Origin of the sequence: Pseudorhodobacter sp. E13 (assembly GCF_003991405.1) — a bacterium.
Taxonomy (GTDB): Bacteria; Pseudomonadota; Alphaproteobacteria; order Rhodobacterales; family Rhodobacteraceae; genus Pseudorhodobacter.
The window spans coordinates 240239-257989 of sequence record NZ_RPEN01000156.1 but is presented as its reverse complement, the minus strand read 5'-3'; the positions used below and the strand labels follow the sequence as shown (position 1 = coordinate 257989).

Annotated in this window: 15 protein-coding genes; 4 read left to right on the top strand and 11 right to left on the bottom strand. The window is 62.0% G+C overall.

Annotation, left to right across the window (positions count from 1 at the left end; genetic code table 11):
- Positions 1 to 101: 101 nt before the first annotated feature.
- Complete coding sequence (locus EGN72_RS12100; protein WP_127047904.1) at positions 102 to 581, top strand: PaaI family thioesterase; 480 nt, start codon at positions 102 to 104, stop codon at positions 579 to 581.
- 6 nt (positions 582 to 587) lie between these two features.
- Here the strand turns inward: EGN72_RS12100 and EGN72_RS12095 are convergent, their stop codons facing one another.
- From EGN72_RS12095 to EGN72_RS12085, 3 genes are all read right to left on the bottom strand, one after another.
- On the bottom strand, positions 588 to 1676 hold the full coding sequence (locus tag EGN72_RS12095; RefSeq protein WP_233587127.1) for a DUF2235 domain-containing protein: 1089 nt from the start codon (positions 1674 to 1676) through the stop codon (positions 588 to 590).
- On the bottom strand, positions 1663 to 3957 hold the full coding sequence (locus EGN72_RS12090) for a xanthine dehydrogenase family protein molybdopterin-binding subunit (protein WP_127047900.1): 2295 nt from the start codon (positions 3955 to 3957) through the stop codon (positions 1663 to 1665). The genes EGN72_RS12095 and EGN72_RS12090 overlap by 14 nt, the downstream gene beginning before the upstream one ends.
- 96 nt (positions 3958 to 4053) lie before the next feature.
- The gene (locus EGN72_RS12085; protein ID WP_127047898.1) at positions 4054 to 5199 is read right to left on the bottom strand and encodes a type III PLP-dependent enzyme; all 1146 of its coding nucleotides are present in this window, start codon (positions 5197 to 5199) and stop codon (positions 4054 to 4056) included.
- Positions 5200 to 5419: 220 nt separating this feature from the next.
- Here EGN72_RS12085 and EGN72_RS12080 point away from each other — a divergent pair, with 220 nt between their 5' ends.
- Together EGN72_RS12080 and EGN72_RS12075 are read left to right on the top strand one after the other, a co-directional pair.
- Positions 5420 to 5851 (top strand): Lrp/AsnC family transcriptional regulator, encoded by a 432-nt coding sequence (locus EGN72_RS12080; RefSeq protein WP_127047896.1) that lies wholly within the window; start codon positions 5420 to 5422, stop codon positions 5849 to 5851.
- A gap of 92 nt (positions 5852 to 5943) precedes the next feature.
- Positions 5944 to 8799: a valine--tRNA ligase gene (locus EGN72_RS12075; protein ID WP_127047894.1), complete on the top strand. Its 2856-nt coding sequence runs from the start codon at positions 5944 to 5946 to the stop codon at positions 8797 to 8799.
- A gap of 90 nt (positions 8800 to 8889) precedes the next feature.
- On the opposite strand, the gene EGN72_RS12070 is transcribed toward EGN72_RS12075, so the two are convergent.
- Positions 8890 to 9057, bottom strand: coding sequence for a twin-arginine translocation signal domain-containing protein (locus EGN72_RS12070; RefSeq protein ID WP_127047892.1), 168 nt, complete (start codon positions 9055 to 9057; stop codon positions 8890 to 8892).
- Between the two features lie 94 nt (positions 9058 to 9151).
- Here EGN72_RS12070 and EGN72_RS12065 point away from each other — a divergent pair, with 94 nt between their 5' ends.
- The gene (locus EGN72_RS12065; RefSeq protein ID WP_127047890.1) at positions 9152 to 10258 is read left to right on the top strand and encodes a pyridoxal phosphate-dependent aminotransferase; all 1107 of its coding nucleotides are present in this window, start codon (positions 9152 to 9154) and stop codon (positions 10256 to 10258) included.
- A 15-nt stretch (positions 10259 to 10273) separates the two neighbouring features.
- Here the strand turns inward: EGN72_RS12065 and EGN72_RS12060 are convergent, their stop codons facing one another.
- The 7 genes from EGN72_RS12060 to pepN form a co-directional block, all read right to left on the bottom strand.
- Complete coding sequence (locus tag EGN72_RS12060) at positions 10274 to 10687, bottom strand: DUF4177 domain-containing protein (RefSeq protein ID WP_127047888.1); 414 nt, start codon at positions 10685 to 10687, stop codon at positions 10274 to 10276.
- A gap of 181 nt (positions 10688 to 10868) precedes the next feature.
- Positions 10869 to 11558: a L,D-transpeptidase gene (locus EGN72_RS12055; protein WP_127047886.1), complete on the bottom strand. Its 690-nt coding sequence runs from the start codon at positions 11556 to 11558 to the stop codon at positions 10869 to 10871.
- A 60-nt stretch (positions 11559 to 11618) separates the two neighbouring features.
- Positions 11619 to 11957 (bottom strand): hypothetical protein, encoded by a 339-nt coding sequence (locus EGN72_RS12050; protein WP_127047884.1) that lies wholly within the window; start codon positions 11955 to 11957, stop codon positions 11619 to 11621.
- Positions 11958 to 12086: 129 nt separating this feature from the next.
- On the bottom strand, positions 12087 to 13598 hold the full coding sequence (gene gatB / locus EGN72_RS12045) for an Asp-tRNA(Asn)/Glu-tRNA(Gln) amidotransferase subunit GatB (protein ID WP_127047882.1): 1512 nt from the start codon (positions 13596 to 13598) through the stop codon (positions 12087 to 12089).
- A 30-nt stretch (positions 13599 to 13628) separates the two neighbouring features.
- A complete protein-coding gene (locus EGN72_RS12040) occupies positions 13629 to 14501 on the bottom strand; it encodes a lysophospholipid acyltransferase family protein (RefSeq protein WP_127047880.1) in 873 nt (290 codons plus the stop codon).
- Between the two features lie 43 nt (positions 14502 to 14544).
- On the bottom strand, positions 14545 to 15075 hold the full coding sequence (locus EGN72_RS12035; RefSeq protein WP_127047878.1) for a hypothetical protein: 531 nt from the start codon (positions 15073 to 15075) through the stop codon (positions 14545 to 14547).
- A gap of 100 nt (positions 15076 to 15175) precedes the next feature.
- Positions 15176 to 17728 carry an aminopeptidase N gene (pepN, locus tag EGN72_RS12030; RefSeq protein ID WP_127047876.1) on the bottom strand — a complete coding sequence of 851 codons (2553 nt, stop codon included), beginning with the start codon at positions 17726 to 17728 and terminating at the stop codon, positions 15176 to 15178.
- Positions 17729 to 17751 lie beyond the last annotated feature (23 nt).

Genomic DNA, 17751 nt, shown 5'->3' with positions numbered 1-17751 from the left:
CAAATCTCCGGTCAGGTTTTGCCATCATGGCGCGCGGGCACAGGCTTGCAAAGCCCCGCCGCGCGTGGAACCTTGGCCCCAGCGACCAGACAGGAGCACCGATGCCCCGATTTGCCCAAAGCCCCGCCGACATCCCCAGCCGCGAGACGCTTTTGTCGATGTCCGGCCTTGCCTTCATGCAGGCGATGCTGGCCGATGACGTGCCCCACCCGGCCATCGCGCAGCTTATGGGCTACCATCTGGCAGAGGTATCGCCGGGCCGCGTCTGTTTTCGCGGCAGCCCCGGCCTTGCCCATACCAACCCTGTGGGTGCAGTGCATGGCGGTTGGTATGGCACCTTGCTTGACAGTGCCTTGGGCTGCGCGGTGATGACGGCCGTGCCGCAAGGGCGTTGGTATACGACCTTGGAATATAAGGTAAACCTGACCCGCGCGCTGCCCCTTGACACCGAGGTGATTGCCGAAGGCATCCTTGACCATGCGGGCCGGACCACAGCCACCGCCCATGCCAGTATTCGCGGCGCGGCGGATGGCAAGCTTTACGCGACGGGCACCACCACCTGCATCATTCTGGGGGGCTGACGCGCCTTAGGGCTGGCGCAGATTTCCCGACACGATCTTGGGCGTTCGGCCAAAGCGAGAGCGGCGCAGCAAAGCGGTGGGGTGCAAATGCTCCGACGGGTCGCGCCCGATCCGGCGGCGCTTGCGCAACAAAAACACCGCACCAAAGCCGCGCCAAGTGCCCACCATCGGCGCATCCGGGTCGCAGGGAAACCGCGCCTGCCAGCCTTTAGGTAATTGCATGCCACAAGCCTCCATCCGCTCCAGCATCCAGACCAGCGGGATATTCGCCAAAGGCCGCGCCTTTTTGTAATTGCCGATTTGCCCGCCCACATCGGCATGGGCCCCCCGAAACCAGACCTGTTCCACATTCCCGGCCCAATTCGGTGGACAGGTCCAAAGCACGGGATCAAACACCACCCGCGTCTCATTCATTGCCAGCGCGTGAAAGCCGTGTTTGATGGAATGGCCCAGCGCGTGGTTGTGAAAGGCGTGTTCATGCTCGGTCAGCATCCACAAGAAGGGCAACCGCATCCCCAGCGCCTTTACCGTATCCCAGACGCCGACCATCTCAATCGGGACGGTGGGGTGACAGAATTCCCGCGCGAAGGCTTTGGCGGCATGGCCCTGCGGATCAAGCTGATAATGGCGGTAAGCAAGCTGCACATTGCGTTCGGTGGCACAATCACGCTTCAGCAGCCCCACCTGATCAATCGCCCCGGCAAGCGACCGCACGGCATAGGCCCCGCGCGAATAGCCCAACAGGTAAATCCGGTCGCCGGGCATGTAATGGCTGGCCAGATAGCCATAGGCCCGCCGGATTTGCCGGTTGATGCCGCGCCCTTGCGCCACATCGGCAAGCTGCGCCCAATCCACCCATTGCACGCCCGGTTCGTAATACAGCCGCCGCTGCAACCTTGGCCCGGAATCGCACAGCAGCTTGAACACCAGCCCCGCATTGGTTTCATAGCCCGGTTCCAACGAGGATAAGGTGCCATCGAGGATGATGATATGATCCACCGCACCACGCCGCGACACGGCATCCTGCGCAGGCGCATCAGTCACGACGGCAGGCGTGCTGCGCAACCAAGACCGAAGGCGATTAAAGATTGTCAGCGTCCCCTCCATCCCGAACCGTTGCCTTTAACCATGACCATACACGGGAAGGCGTAAACGGCATCTGAATTTTGCTGACCCCATGTTGCGCCATCGCATCCGACACCGCATTCGAAATCGCGCCGAGTGAACCGACAGTCCCCGCCTCGCCGCAGCCTTTCATGCCCAGCGGGTTGGTGGTCGATGGCACGGGTTCGGTGGCAAACTGAATCATGGGCAGATCTTGCGCGCGCGGCATCGCATAATCCATGAAACTTGCTGTGAGGAGTTGGCCAAAGTCATCAAACACCGCGTTTTCCATCACGGCTTGGCCAAAGCCCTGCGCCACGCCGCCATGCACCTGCCCTGCAACCAGCGCGGGGTTGATCATATTGCCGAAATCATCGACCACGACATAGCGATCCAGCCGGAGATGCCCGGTTTCGGGGTCCAACTCCACCTCGGCCAGATGCGCGCCATTGGGAAAGCTGCCTGCCTCCAGCGTGATGGTTTCGCGGTGCGACAGCAAATCCTCGCGCCCGGCTGCCCGCGCCCGCTCCGCCGCTTCGATCAGCGTCAGCCGCAGGTTGGACCCCGGCGCGCCAAAGCGGCCATCGTCAAAGGCGACGCCTGCGCCCAGCTCACCTTGCAGAAACGCCGCAAAAGCCGGGATCATCTGCGCCACTACGGCCCGCATCGCGGTGCCCTGCACGGTGACAGAGCGCGAGCCCCCGGTGCCGCCGCCCTTGGCGATTCTGTCGCTGTCACCCTGCACCACGCGTATCAGGCCCGGATCAATTCCGGTCTGTTCCGCCAGCATCGCGGTGTAAACCGTCTCATGCCCTTGACCGTTGGATTGGGTGCCGACGAACAGCGTCACCGTGCCATCGGCCTCATAGACGATTTGCGCGGCTTCGGTCGGGCTGCCAAGGATGCTTTCGATATAGCAGGCCAGCCCGCGCCCGCGCGTCAGCCCCTTGGCCGCCGACCGTGCCTGCCGCGCGGCATAACCTTGCAGATCAGCCTCGGCCTGCAAGCGATTCAGAACACGGGTAAAATCGCCCACATCAATCGTCAGCCCGTTGATCATCTTATAGGGAAACGCCCGCACGAAATTGCGCGCCCGCAGCGCAAACGGGTCCAGCCCCAGCACCCGCGCGGCATTGTCCATCGCACATTCCAGCGTCATGATCGCCTCGGGCCGCCCCGCGCCGCGATAGGCATCCAGCGGGGTCGTATGGGTGTAAATGCCTTGCGCGGTCAACAACGCTGTCTGAATATCATAGCAGCCGGTAAACACCTTGGAAAACAGCTCTGACTGGATGGCCTGCGCGAATTGCGCGTTATAGGCCCCCATGTTCGAGGTGACATCCGCGCGGTAAGCGGTGATGCGGTGATCGGCGTCAAAGCCCAGTTCGGTGCGCACTACCAGATCGCGCGCGCCATTATCCGACAGCATCGCCTCGGTGCGTTCCGATACCCAGCGCACGGGCCGGCCCAGCATCCGCGCCGCCGCCGCAAGGCAAGTATATTCGGGATAGGTCATCGCCTTCATGCCAAAGCCGCCGCCAACATCGGGGTTCGTCACCCGCACCGCCGCAGGGTCCAGCGCCAGCATCCGCGCCAACTCGCCCTTTTGCACCCAGACGCCTTGGCCGCTGAAACACAGATGCAGCCGCGCGCCATCCCATTCGGCAAAGGCCACGCGCGGCTCCATCGTGTTGACGATGACGCGGTTATGCACCACCTCATGCACGACCCGATGGGCGGAGGCCGCCAGCGCCGCCTCGACCTGCGCGGCATCGCCCATCGCCCAGTCATAGGCGCGGTTGTCCGGGGCCTCTGGATGCACCACGGCCCCGCCCGGCGCCAGATCCAGCTTCACCGGCAGGTCGCTATACTCCAACCCGATCATCTCTGCCGCATCGCGCGCCGCGTTCAGCGTGTCGGCCACGATCATCGCCACCGCCTCACCGACATGGCGCAGCACAGCTTTGGCCAGCAGCGGGCGTTCGGGCATGGCCCCGCGCGTTCCGTCCTGATTGCGCACCGCAACGCCGTTCATGCCAAGGCTGACACCTGCCGCCGACAAACGGTCTGCGGTCAGGATCAGGCGCACCCCCGGCGCCGCCTCTGCCGCCGCAAGGTCCAGCGCGTCAATCGCCGCATGCGCGACCGGAGAGCGGAAGAACAAGGCATGCAGCGCCTCTTTGGGGGCGATATCATCAACATAGCGCCCTGCGCCCGTCAGCAGCCGAATATCCTCCAGCCGCCCCACGCCTTGCGCATTCCCGAATTTCATCGCCGCCCCCCGCTTTCCGCTTTGACCAAAGAGTAACCCCCCGGCGGGGTTTGTCCAGCCGGGGGGCAAAAGCATTTTCGCAATGGGGGCCGCGGGTCAGGCGTGCAGGTTCAGCACGGTTTCCATACCCAATTCCCCAAAACCGTTGAAGCGGGTGTTGGTGACGGTGGAATAGGCACCCATGCCGTGGAACAGCACATAATCGCCTTCGGTCAGATCCTCGGGCAACATCAACTCACCCGGCAAACGGTCTACGGAATCGCAGGTCGGGCCAAAGACGATGCGGGCCACAGGTTCCCCTGTGCGCAGCACGCCTTCGGGCGATTTCACCTCGGTCCGGTCGATCACACCGATCATCGGCAATTCGGTCAGCGACCCGTAAACCCCGTCGTTCAGGAACACATGGGTATCGTCGCGCAGCGCCTTCACGCGGGTTGCCACGCTGAACGCATCGCCGCACAGGCCGCGGCCCGGCTCACACACCAAAAGCGGGCGCGCATCGCCAAAGGCTTCGGTCGCCACGCGGTCGATCATCTCAAAAATCGCGTCCAGATCGGGGGTCACGGCGTTCAACCGGTGGTTCGGAAAGCCGCCACCCACGTTCAGCCGCGCAATCGTCACCCCTGCTTCTTCGGCAATCTCTGCCGCTTTGCGGATATAGCTTTCCCATGCCGCAGGCTCGGTGCATTGCGTGCCTGGATGGAAGGTCAGCGAGGGCACAAAGCCCGCATCCGCCACCACGCGCAGCAGTTCCACCGCCAGCTCTGCCGTGGCCCCGAATTTCGCGCCGAAGTTATAGGCAGCCCCGCCAACCGGCAGCTTGAAGCGCACGGTAATCTCGGTGCCCTCTGCCGGGACATGCTTGATCAGCTTGGCCAATTCCGAGGCAGAATCAACCGAATAGGATTTCACGCCCAATTCCACCGCCACCGCAATCTCTGCGGGCGAACGGACGGGGTTGTTGTAATGGAGTGCCGCATCGGGGGCCAAACGCTTGATCAGCCGCATCTCGAAGGGCGAGGCCACATCAAAGCCGCGCAACCCGGCCGAGGACAGATTCTCGATCACTTCTTCCATCGGGTTGGACTTGACCGCATAGGTCACCATGCCCGGAAAGCTGTCGATAAACTTGCGCGCCATGCCTTGCAACACACTGGGCGCAAAGAACAAAACCGGGTTTTCCGGCTTTTGTGTCGTCAGGTATTCCGTCGGATTGGTCCAGATTGTTTTCGAGAGTCCCATCAGCGTTTCCTTTCCGCAAGGCAGGGGCGCAGGCACCGCCCCACTTCGCGATGGGGGTTCTCAGGGGCCTGCGTGGTTCATCTAAAAACCAGGCCAGGTGCGTATGAGCCGCCCTTTTCCTGAAAACAAGGATTGTGTATGTGGGGCACATTTTCACCGGACAAAACCACATAAATGTAGTAAATCGTCGTTATAATGACGAAACAACAAGGCATATTGTATGGATGAGCTGGATCGAAAGGTTCTTGCGTTGCTGGGGGCCGATGCGCGCATTTCGGTGGCGACATTGGCGCGGCGGCTAAAGGTGGCGCGGTCGACCATTCAAGCGCGGCTGGAACGGCTGGAAACCAATGGCACCATCGCGGGCTATACCGTGAAACTGGGGGAGGCCGGGCGGCAGGACCGCTTGCGCGCCTCTGTCCTGCTGACGATTGAACCCCGCACCCAAGCCGCTTGCCTGACCCGGCTGAAATCCATCGCCGAGGTGGAACGCGTCATCACCACCTCGGGCCGCTTTGACTTTCTGCTGCAAATCGCAGCACCGAACACGCAGGTTCTGGATCAGGTGCTGGATGAAATCGGCTCCATGACCGGGGTGCGATCGTCGGAAAGCCTGATCCACCTGTCCACCAAGATCGACCGCGCCATCTGACCCAAGGCGCAGGCAAAGGCCCGGCAAACTGCCGCTTTCCCTCCCCTGTCAGGCAGGTTAAAACCCCGGTCAAGAAATCAGGGGATATCGTGATGCCGATGGAAAAAACCTTCAACGCCGCCGAGGCCGAAGCCCGCATTTCCGCCAAATGGGAGGCGGATGGCGCTTTTCGTGCGGGGGCCAATGCGTCGAAAGACGAAACCTTCTGCATCATGATCCCGCCGCCGAATGTCACCGGTTCGCTGCATGTCGGCCATGCCTTCAACAACACCATTCAGGATATTCTGATCCGCTGGAAGCGTATGCAAGGCTATGACACGCTGTGGCAACCGGGGCAGGACCATGCCGGCATCGCGACACAATTGGTCGTGGAACGCCAGATGGCCGCCGCGGGCCTGCCCAAGCGCGTTGACATGGGCCGCCCCGCCTTTCTGGAAAAAGTGTGGGAATGGAAACAGGACTCCGGTGATACCATCATCAACCAGCTAAAGCGCCTCGGTGCCTCTTGCGACTGGGAGCGAAACGCCTTCACCATGGACGAAGGTTTCCACGATGCCGTGATCAAGGTTTTCGTGGATATGTATAACAAGGGCCTGATCTATCGCGGCAAGCGGCTGGTCAACTGGGACCCCCATTTCGAAACCGCGATTTCCGATCTGGAGGTCGAGAATATCGAAGTCGCGGGCCATATGTGGCATTTCAAATACCCGCTCGCTGGCGGCGAGACCTATGAATATGTCGAACGGGATGAAGACGGCAATGTAACGCTGCGGGAAACGCGCGACTATATCTCCATCGCCACCACACGTCCTGAAACCATGCTGGGTGACGGCGCGGTGGCTGTTCATCCATCAGATGAACGTTACGCGCCAATCGTCGGAAAACTTTGCGAAATTCCGATTGGCCCCAAGGCGCAGCGCCGCCTGATCCCGATCATTACCGATGAATACCCCGACAAAAACTTCGGCTCCGGTGCCGTGAAAATCACCGGTGCGCATGACTTCAACGACTACCAAGTCGCCAAGCGCAACAACATCCCGATGTATTCGCTGATGGACACAAAGGGTGCCATGCGCGCCGATGGCCGCCCCTATGTGGAGGAAGCCGCCACCGCGCAGGCCATCGCCAATGGCACCGAAGGGTTTGACGAGGCCAAGATCGCCGCGATGAACCTTGTCCCCGAGGAATACCGCGGGCTGGACCGGTTCGAAGCCCGCAAACGCGTCATCGCCGATATCACCCGCGAAGGCCTCGCCGTGACCAAACTGGTCAAATCCATCGACCCGGAAACCAATTCCGAACATCTGGAAAAAATTCCCTTCGTCGAGGACAAACCCATCATGCAGCCCTTCGGCGACCGCTCCAAAGTGGTGATCGAGCCGATGCTGACCGACCAATGGTTCGTCGATACCGCCAAAATCGTGGAACCCGCGCTGGATGCCGTGCGGACGGGCCGCACCAAAATCATGCCGGAAAGCGGCGAGAAGGTGTATTTCCACTGGCTGGAAAATATCGAGCCATGGTGCATCTCGCGGCAACTGTGGTGGGGGCATCAGATTCCGGTTTGGTTCGATGCGGACGGCAACCAATACTGTGCAGCGACCGAAGCCGAGGCGCAGGCCATGGCTCCAGGTAAATCATTGACCCGCGACCCCGATGTCCTCGACACATGGTTCTCCTCCGGTCTCTGGCCCATAGGGACATTAGGATGGCCCAACAACACCCCGGAATTGCAGAAATATTTCCCCACCAACGTCCTCGTCACCGGTCAGGATATCCTGTTCTTCTGGGTCGCCCGCATGATGATGATGCAGCTTGCTGTGGTGGGCAAGGAACCCTTCGATACCGTCTACCTTCACCAGCTCGTCCGCGACGAGAAGGGTGAGAAGATGTCGAAAACCCGTGGCAATGTCATCGACCCGCTGGTCATCGTCGATGAATACGGTGCCGATGCGCTGCGCTTTACCATGGCGCAAATGGCGGCTTTGGGCGGCGTGCTGAAACTCTCCGAAGACCGCATCAAGGGCTATCGCAACTTCACCACCAAGCTGTGGAACGCCTGCCGCTTTGCCGAAATGAACGGCGTCTGGGAAGGGCATAAAACCAGCGCCCCCCCCGCGGCACAGGCCCGCGTGAACCGCTGGATCATCTCCGAGGCCGCCAAAACCCGCGCCGAGGTGGACGCCGCTCTCACCGATTACAAATTCAACGATGCCGCCAACGCGCTTTACGCCTTTGTCTGGGGCAAGGTCTGTGATTGGTATGTCGAATTCGCCAAACCCCTGTTTGACGGCGATGAGGCAGAGGAAACCCGCAAAACCATGGCTTGGGTGCTGGATCAATGCATGATCCTGCTGCACCCCATCATGCCCTTCATCACCGAAGAACTCTGGTCCACCACCGGCACCCGCGCCAAACCTTTGGTCCATGCCGATTGGCCGACCTATGGCGAAGACCTGATCGACGCTGACGCCATGCGCGAAATGAACTGGGTCACCGGGCTGATCGACGATATCCGCTCCGCCCGCGCGCAAATGCATGTGCCTGCGGGCCTCAAGGTCGATCTGCTGATGGTCGGGCTGGACACACAGGCCAAAGCCGCCTTCGCCGCGAATGAGGCGCTGATCTTCCGCCTCGCCCGCATTGAAACCGCGACCGAGGCCGCAGAGGTGCCCAAAGGGGCCATCACCGTTGCCGCCGAAGGTGCCACTTTCGCCATCCCGCTCGAAGGGCTGATCGACGTGGCCGAAGAAAAGGCCCGCCTCTCCAAAGCCTTGGAAAAGCTGGAAAAGGATATGGGCGGGCTGCGCGGACGGCTGAACAACCCCAAATTCGTCGAAAGCGCCAAGCCCGAAGTGGTCGAAGATACCCGCGAAAAGCTGGCCTTGGGCGAAGAAGAAATCGCCAAGCTGAACGCCGCCCTCACCCGTCTGGGTGAAATCGGCTAAAGCCTGCTTTCTTTTCGGCCCAAATATCCTCGGGGGTGAATGGCCCTTAAGGGCCAGAGGGGGCGCGAGCGCCCCCTCCCCCCGGCTTGCCTAAGGCACCAGCCTGTCAATGGCGCGCATCGCACCGATGCTCTTGTCCCAGACCAGCGTCAGCACCCGCTTGCCCCCCATTTTCCCCACCACCTGCGGCAACAGTTTCACCGACCCCGCCGCCGCAGCCGTTGCCAGAAACCCGCGCCGGGAAATGCCTTTTGCCATGTGCTGCCCTCCGTGCAATGCCCGCTCAAGATGGGCGCTTGCCCCGCTGTGACAAGCCTTGCCGAAGGGGGGAATTTCTGGCTATCTCGCCCCTATGAAAACACCGCAATATACGCCACTGGCCGCCAGCCTGCCCGCAACCGTCCCGTTTGTGGGCCCCGAAACCCAGGAACGCGCCATCGGCCACCCCTTCGCCGCACGGCTGGGCGCGAATGAAAGCATGTTCGGCCCCTCCCCCCGCGCGATTGCCGCAATGGCGGCAGCGGCGCGCGATGTCTGGATGTATGGCGACCCGGAACTGCACGACCTGCGCACAGCCCTTGCTGCCCATCACGGCACGCGCCCCGACAACATCGTGGTTGGCGAAGGTATTGACGGCTTGCTGGGGTATCTCGTGCGGCTTCTCATCGGGCCGGGGGATGCTGTTGTCACCTCTGACGGGGCTTATCCCACCTTCAACTTCCATGTCACAGGCTTTGGCGGCGCTTTGAACAAAGTGCCCTATAAAGCCGACCATGAAGACCCGGAGGCACTCGTCGCCCGCGCCTCCGAGCTTGGCGCAAAGCTGATTTATCTGGCAAATCCCGACAACCCGATGGGCAGCCACCTGCCCGCCGCGCGCATCACCGCGATGATCGACGCCTTGCCGGATGGCTGCCTGCTGATCCTCGATGAAGCCTATATCGATCTTGCCCCCGACGGCACCGCAGCCGACATTCCTGCCGATGATCCGCGCGTGATCCGCTTTCGCACCTTTTCCAAAGGCTATGGCATGGCGGGCTTGCGGGTGGGCTATGGCATCGCCGCACCGGGGTTGGTGCAAGCCTTCAACAAGGTCCGCAACCATTTCGGGGTGGGGCGCATCGCACAGGCCGGGGCTTTGGCGGCGCTGGCCGATCAGGACTGGCTGGCGCAGGTGCGCGCGCAGGTCATCGCGGCCCGCGACAGTTTTGGCGCGGTGGGGCTGGCCAATGGCTTGCAGCCGCTGCCTTCGGCGACCAATTTCATCTGCCTTGATTGCGGGCAGGACGGCGATTTTGCCCGCCGTGTCTTGCAGGCGCTTGGCCGCGAAGGGGTGTTTGTGCGGATGCCCGGCGTGGCCCCGATGGATCGCTGCATTCGCGTCAGTCTGGGCGATGCCGCCGCGCTGGCGGTGTTTGCCCAAGCCTTGCCCAAAGCCTTGCAGGCAGCACGGGGCTGACCCGCCGCGCGCGGCTTACTCGGCGCTGATCTTTTCCGGCTTGGCCTTGATCGGCATCACCGCAACCGGCTCCACCTCACTGGGTTCGGGGTCGGCAAACAGCTCTGCCGGGATCGGCGACAGGGTCGGCTCGCGCCGCTTGGGCGGGATGGTCTTGTGCGCGGTTTCCGGCTCCAGCATATCCACCGCCTCGATGAACATCTCTCGGCGGAATACCAGCATGTTCTGGAAGGTGGTTTTGCTGCCGGTCAACCCTACGCGTTCTTCGCAGGGCAGCGTATCGGCACGAATATAGTCCCAGCCTTCGGCCCCCATCCGGTTCATCAGATTGGTCAGGGCCACGGCAAATTTCTCGGCGGCGGTTTTGGCCCCCTTGGCTTTCTCGCCCTTTTTGGGGGCGGGAACGACCTGATATTCGTAGTGTTTCATGCAGCCTCCGGGATCGACACGAGGCAGACCCTAGCCGATTGGACGCTGCGGGGAAAGGGGTGCGATTCCGCTGCGTGAATCGCGCGCGAAATGCACCGCAAGCCACTGATATACCTTAACATCTGTTCAAATTTTAACCTGATGTTAAGAGGTCAGAACGGCCTTTTCCGCACCGCCAGCCCTAGTAAACCTGCGCCAGACCATCACCTTTGAGCGAGGGCAACACCGTGACCGAGGCACCGTGAACAGAGCGGTCATACAGATCAATCGCATCTTGGTTGAGCATCCGGATACAGCCCGAAGACACCGCGCGGCCCAATTCGCGCGCACTGGCATCGCCATGGATGCGGTAAAGCGTATCGACCCCGTTCTGAAACAGATAGAGCGCCCGCGCGCCCAACGGGTTACCCGGCCCTGCATCCATCCCGCCATTGGCGACCGAATAGGGGGCGAGTTCGGGCCTGCGCGCAATCATCTCGTCCGGCACGTTCCAACGCGGCCATTTGCGACTGAATTGCAGCCGCGCCGTGCCATCCCAAGCAAAGCCCGCCGCCCCCACACTGACGCCATAGCGCATCGCCACCGCCGGGCTTTCGACGAAATGCAAAAGCGCGGCATCGGGATCGACAAAGATGCTGCCGCGCGGCTGGTCGGGCCAAGGGTTTGCCACCTCTTGCCGCCAGTATTCCGGCGCGATGATGCCTTCGGGCACGGCGGGAATGGGGAACGGCTCATCCTGAACCGCGCCATAAAAGGCAGGCAAGGGCGGATAGGCCGGTGCGGGCGGCGGTTCGGGGGTGACAGGGGTTTTGATACAGGCCGAAAGGCCCGCCACCGCGCCAAGCGCGGTAAAGCTGCGTCTGCTAAGCATTGGATTTCCTTGATGAACGGACAGAGGCGGCGCGCAACGGTGGCGCACCAGACGACCCGGTCAGATCAAGCGCGGAGGCGCACGGGGCGGGGCAAGGCTGCGGCCTTGGCTGTGCCAATCGGACAAGGGCACAGCCACACTGGCGCTGGCGCTGCGCGTCAAGGGCGCAAGGCCGGGGGGCAGCACAGGGTCCGGGTTACAGGGTGATCCGGGCAGAACCGCGATCCGGCAAGCGCTGCGGGCCTTGATCTCGGCGCCTTTGGCATCGCTGATTGTGGCCGCGACCGTTTGCGCGCCCTGTGCTGTGCGCAGGTCGCTGCCTGCATGGCCCGCGCCATAAGCGCCCCATGGCAGGATCAGAACCATCAACAGAACGGAGAGGGCGGCGCGCAAACTCATACCCCTTGCATCGGCCAGCCCCCGCCAAAAGTCGAGAGGGCCGCGCCCACATTGTCGTGAGCGCGGCCCCCTGAAATCGTGATCGGTGACAAGGAGCGGTGGGTTACACCCACCCTACCCCTGCGGCCCTTACAGCCCCAGTTTCTGCGCCACCAATTGCTGCACCATCGCAGGTGCTGCCTTGCCCCCTGTGGCCTTGATGACCTGGCCCACGAACCAGCCCGCCAGTTTCGGGTTGGCCTGCGCCTTTTCCACCTGCGCGGGGTTGGCGGCGATAATTTCATCCACCGCCGCCTCAATCGCGCCGGTATCGGTGACTTGCTTCATGCCATTGGCCGCAGCAACTTCGGCGGGATTGCCGCCTTTGGTCCAGACCAGTTCGAACAGATCCTTGGCCATCTTGCCCGAAATCTCGCCGCTGGTGATCAGGTCAATGATGCCGCCCAGTTGGTCGGCTGACATCGGCGTGTCGGCGATGGTCAGGCTTTCCTTGTTCAAGCGGCCAAAGAGTTCGTTGATGACCCAGTTCGCGGCGATCTTGCCATCGCGACCCTTGGCCACGGATTCAAAGAAGCCCGCGCTATCCAGATCGGCGGTCAGCACATTGGCATCATAATCGGTCAGACCGAAATCCGCCATGAAACGCGCTTTTTTGGCATCGGGCAGTTCGGGCATGGAGGCGGCAATCTCATCCACCCACGCCTGTTCGATTTCCAGCGGCAGCAGGTCGGGGCATGGGAAATAGCGGTAGTCATGCGCCTCTTCTTTGCTGCGCATCGACCGGGTTTCGCCCTTGTCCGGGTCGTAAAGCCGGGTTTCCTGATGCACCTCGCCGCCGTCCTCTAGAATAGCGATCTGGCGGCGGGCTTCAAAATCAATGGCTTGCGTCATGAAGCGCATGGAGTTCATGTTCTTGATTTCGCAGCGGGTGCCAAGATGGCTGAAATCCTGCGTGGCCTGATATTTCTCATACTGGCCGGGGCGGCAGACAGAGACGTTGACATCGGCGCGCAGGTTGCCGTTTTGCATATTGCCATCGCAAGTGCCCAGATAGCGCAGGATCTGGCGCAGTTTGGTGACATAGGCGGTGGCTTCTTCGGCCGAGCGGATATCGGGGCGGGAGACGATTTCCATCAGCGCCACGCCAGTGCGGTTGAAATCGACGAAAGACATCGTCGGGTCCATATCGTGAATGGATTTGCCCGCGTCCTGTTCAAGGTGGATGCGTTCGACGCGCACAAGCCGGGCAATGCCGGGGGCCAGTTCTACCAGCACTTCGCCTTCGCCCACGATGGGGTGGTAAAGTTGGCTGATCTGATAGCCCTGCGGCAGGTCGGGATAGAAGTAATTCTTGCGGTCAAAGGCGGAGCGCAGGTTGATCTGCGCCTTCAGCCCAAGGCCCGAGCGCACCGCTTGTTCAACGCAGAAGTCATTGATAACCGGCAACATTCCGGGCATCGCGGCATCCACGAAGGCGACGTTGGAATTGGGTTCCGCGCCGACTTGGGTGGAGGCCCCGGAAAACAGCTTGGCGTTAGAGGAGACCTGCGCATGGATTTCCATCCCGATCACAAGTTCCCAATCATGCTTTGCCCCGGCAATCACCTTCGGCTTCGGGTTCTCATAGGTCAGATCGAGCATTGCGCGTCCCTTTATTGGCTTGGGGACTGTTTACGGCAGCGGTGCCACGGGTTCAAGCCAGATTGGCGGGCGGCGGGTTTCCAACAGGCCAAGTGTGGGGCGGGCTGTGCCCCCCATGCCAAGGGTTGCGTCGCGCAGGAATTGGGTCGCGGCCTCGGCCCCTTGGGGCAGATGCGCGGCGGGGATGGCGCGGCCCACCGTCAGCCGGAAGGGTTGGTCGGCTTTGTTCAGCACCTCGTGGAACAGGGTGATATCGCGCAGGCTGGGGTGAATCCGGTCCAGCAAGTAGAACAGCGTAGAGTTGCGGGCGCGGATGTTGACCGGGATCACCGGCAGGTCATGTTTGCGCGCCAGCTGCGCGGCAGAGGCCATCCAAGGGCGTTCATGCAGGTGAAGCCCACGGCGTTTGGCCAAGCGGCCCGAAGGGAAGATGACGCCCAGCCGCCCCGCCGTAATCGCCGCGCGGGTAAATACCATCGTGGCGCGGGCCTTGCTGTGGCAGCGCTTGTCGGGCCGCCATTCGACCGGGGCGATCATCGGGGCCATTTGCGGCAAGACCCGCAGGATATCGGCATTGGCAAAAAAGAACAGGTCGCGGCGGATCGGCGCCAGCAGGTGGTGCAGGATGATGCCATCCGCGATGCCCGTGGGGTGGTTTGCCACGATCAGCGCGGGGCCTATGCGGGGGATATGTTCCAGCCCCGTGACGCGGGTGTTGCAGGCGATCAGCGCGGCCATCACCGACATGACCCGGTCGGCAGGCAGGTCGCGGCAAATCTCGGCCCATGTCAGCGTTTCGGGAAAGCGCAGCAGGCGTTCCATCAGACGGCGGGCGGGGGCGAAGGCGGGCTTGGACAGCCAAGCCGCGCGTTCGGTCATCAAAGGGGCGATGCGGTGTTTCATAGCCGCATCTTTGCCGCGATTCCGTTACGGCAGTGTGACGGTGCTAGCGCAAGCGAAAGGCCTGCGTCACCTCCTCCAGCGCCTCTTTTTGTTTGATCGACAGGCCCGTGTGCCCCGATTGCGCGGTGTCGTTCAACACGGCCATCAACGGCTCCAGCGCATCGCGGCCCTGAAGCTTGACCAGACGCCGAAGCACCCGTGTAAAGCCAGACGCAGCGCCCCCGGATTCCGACAAAAGCCAGCGACCAAGGATCAGCGATTCCTGCGCTTTGGCATGGTCCAGATCGAGGTGGCTTTGCACAGACCGCGTCAGCGCTTCATGCTGTTCCGCTGAAGGCAGCCCGTCGAGTTCCAGAAAGGCAAGGCCACAGGCGGCGGTGGCAAGTTTGGGGTCATCAATCGATTCCACCGGATGCAGGTTCAGCTTGCGGCTAAACCCAAAACGCCGCGCGGCGGCCATCACGTCTGACGCCATGCCCGCCAGATCATTGGTCATATGGGCGGCATTGCGGGCGCGGTTTGCCCAGAAATAGGCGGCGGCAATCAGGCCCAAAAGCCCCAGAATAAATGGCATCAAAAACACTCCAACCAATGCACCGGATACCGTTTATTGCCCGAGCCTGCACAAAACCCAAGTAAAAAATGGGGGGCCGCCCTGCCCCCCTTTGCCGGGCTCAGGCCCCCAGCATCCGCCCCACCATTTCGCCCAGATTGCGGCTAAGGCCCTTGGTCGCCTGTATCCGCGCCAGTTCCGCCCGGATCAAGGCTTGGCGGTCGGCGTCATAGCGCGGCCAGGTTTCAAAGGCGCTGGACATGCGGGCGGCGGTTTGCGGGTTCACCGGGTCCAGCCGGATCAGCCAATCGGCCAGCAGGCGGTAACTGTCGCCGCTGGCATGGTGAAACCCCGCGTGATTGCCGGAAAGTGAGGCGATGACGGCGCGGAACCGGTTGGGGTTCTTCCAGTCGAAATCCTTGTCCTCGGTCAGCGCCCGCGTGATGGCGGCAGTGGCCTCGGGCGCGGCATAGCTGACTTGCAGCGCGAACCATTTGTCCATCACCAACCGGTCCGCCTGCCATTGACGGCGGAAGGCCGCACTCTGGTCCGCCCCTTGCCCGATATCCAGCAGCACCGCCAAAGCGCCCATCTGCTCGGTCATTGAATTGGCGCTGTCATAGGCCGCACGCGCCGCCACGCCCGCATCCAGCCGCGACAGCAGCGCCAGCGCGCCCAGCCGCAAGGCACGCCGCCCCGCCGCAACAGCGCCGGGATCAAACGGACCGGGGGTCGCCAACGCAGCGACAAGCGCGGGCAACCGCGCGCGGAGCGCTTGCGCCAGATCGTCCAGCATCGCTTGCCGTGCGGCATGAATGGCCGCCGGGTCAGGCACATGGCCTGCGGCATGCAGGGTTTGGGCGATGTCATCCTCGCCCGGCAAGCGCAGCGTCAGGGCGCGGAAGGCAGGGTCAAGGCTGTCGTCAAAGGTCACGGTTTCCACTGCCGCCAACCAATCCGGCGGGGTTGCCGCCCCGCGCGTGATCTTGGCGATCAGCACCTCTTTGGCCAAGGCGCGGCCTGCTTCCCATTTGTTGAACGGGTCGGTGTCATGTGCCAGCAGAAAGGCGCGTTCCGTGGCGCTGCTGTCGCGCTCCAGCACCACCGGGGCCGAAAACCCGCGCAGAATCGACGGCACCGGGCGGCTGGCAAGCCCTTCGAACACAAAGCTTTGCCGCGCCTGCGTCAGCTCCAGCACCCGCGTCGGCACCACCTCATCGCCATTGGGGTTCAGCAAGCCCACCGCCACCGGAATCACCTTGGGGTCTTTGTGCGGCTGGCCCGGTGTGGGCGGGTTTTTCTGTTCCAGATGAAGGGTATAGGTGCCATTCTTAAAGTCATCCGTCACTGTGACGCGCGGGGTGCCGGCTTGGGTATACCAATGTTTGAACTGGGTCAGATCGCGGCCCGTGGCATCCTCAAACACCTGAAGCCAATCCTCGATCGTCGCCGCATCGCCATCATGGCGATCAAAATAGAGGTCCAGCGCGGCCTTATAGCCCGCCTCGCCCACCAGCGCCTTCAGCATCCCGATCACTTCCGCGCCTTTTTCATAAATCGTCGCGGTGTAGAAATTGTTGATCTCTACATAGCTGTCAGGCCGCACGGCATGTGCCAGCGGCCCGCCATCTTCGCGGAACTGGCGCGCGCGCAGCGTCAGCACATCCTCAATCCGCTTTACCGCATGGCTGCGCATATCGCCCGAAAACTGCTGATCGCGATACACCGTCAGCCCTTCTTTCAGGCACAGCTGGAACCAGTCGCGGCAGGTGATGCGATTGCCCGTCCAGTTGTGGAAATATTCATGCGCTATCACCGCCTCTATCCGCGCGTAATCATCATCGGTGGCGGTTTCGGGTGTGGCCAGCACCAGCTTGGAGTTGAAGATGTTGAGGCCCTTGTTTTCCATCGCCCCCATGTTGAAATCATCCACCGCGACGATGTTGAAGATATCAAGATCATATTCGCGGCCATAGACCTCCTCATCCCATTTCATCGACCGGATCAGGCTGTCCATCGCATAGGCGCATTTTCCCTCATCCCCCGGACGAACATAAATATTCAGCGCCACCTCGCGGCCCGACATCGTGGTAAAGCGGTCGGAATAGGCCACCAGATTGCCCGCGACCAGCGCGAACAGATAGGCCGGTTTCGGCCACGGGTCATGCCACGCGCCCGGCCCGGTCGGGTTGCCGTTCGACAGTTGCACCGGCATATCCGTGTCCATCGTGACGTCAAACCGCGCCATCACATCGGGGCGGTCGGGGTAGAAGGTGATCTTGCGAAAGCCCTGCGCCTCGCATTGCGTGCAATACATCCCCCCCGACATATAAAGCCCATCCAGCGAGGTGTTGGTTTGCGGCGAAATCTCTACCTCGGTTTCCAGTGTGAACGGGCCTGCGGGGATCAGCGCGGCAGGGATCGTCAGCCCGGTGTCATCCGGGGTCAGGTCCAGCGGCGTGCCGTTCAGCGCCAAGGATTTCAGGATCAGCTTTTCCCCGTCCAGCCGCATATCCTGCCCCGATGGTGCCGCCGGATTGGGCGCAAGGGACAGTTTGGCCTTCACCCGCGTCTGGGTCGGGTTCAAGGCGAAATGCAGCGCCACATGGTCCACCACAAAGGGATAGGGCGCATAATCGGCCAGAAGGATGGCTTTGGGGGAAGTCTCGCTCATGTCATGGCCTTTATTGCTGTTGC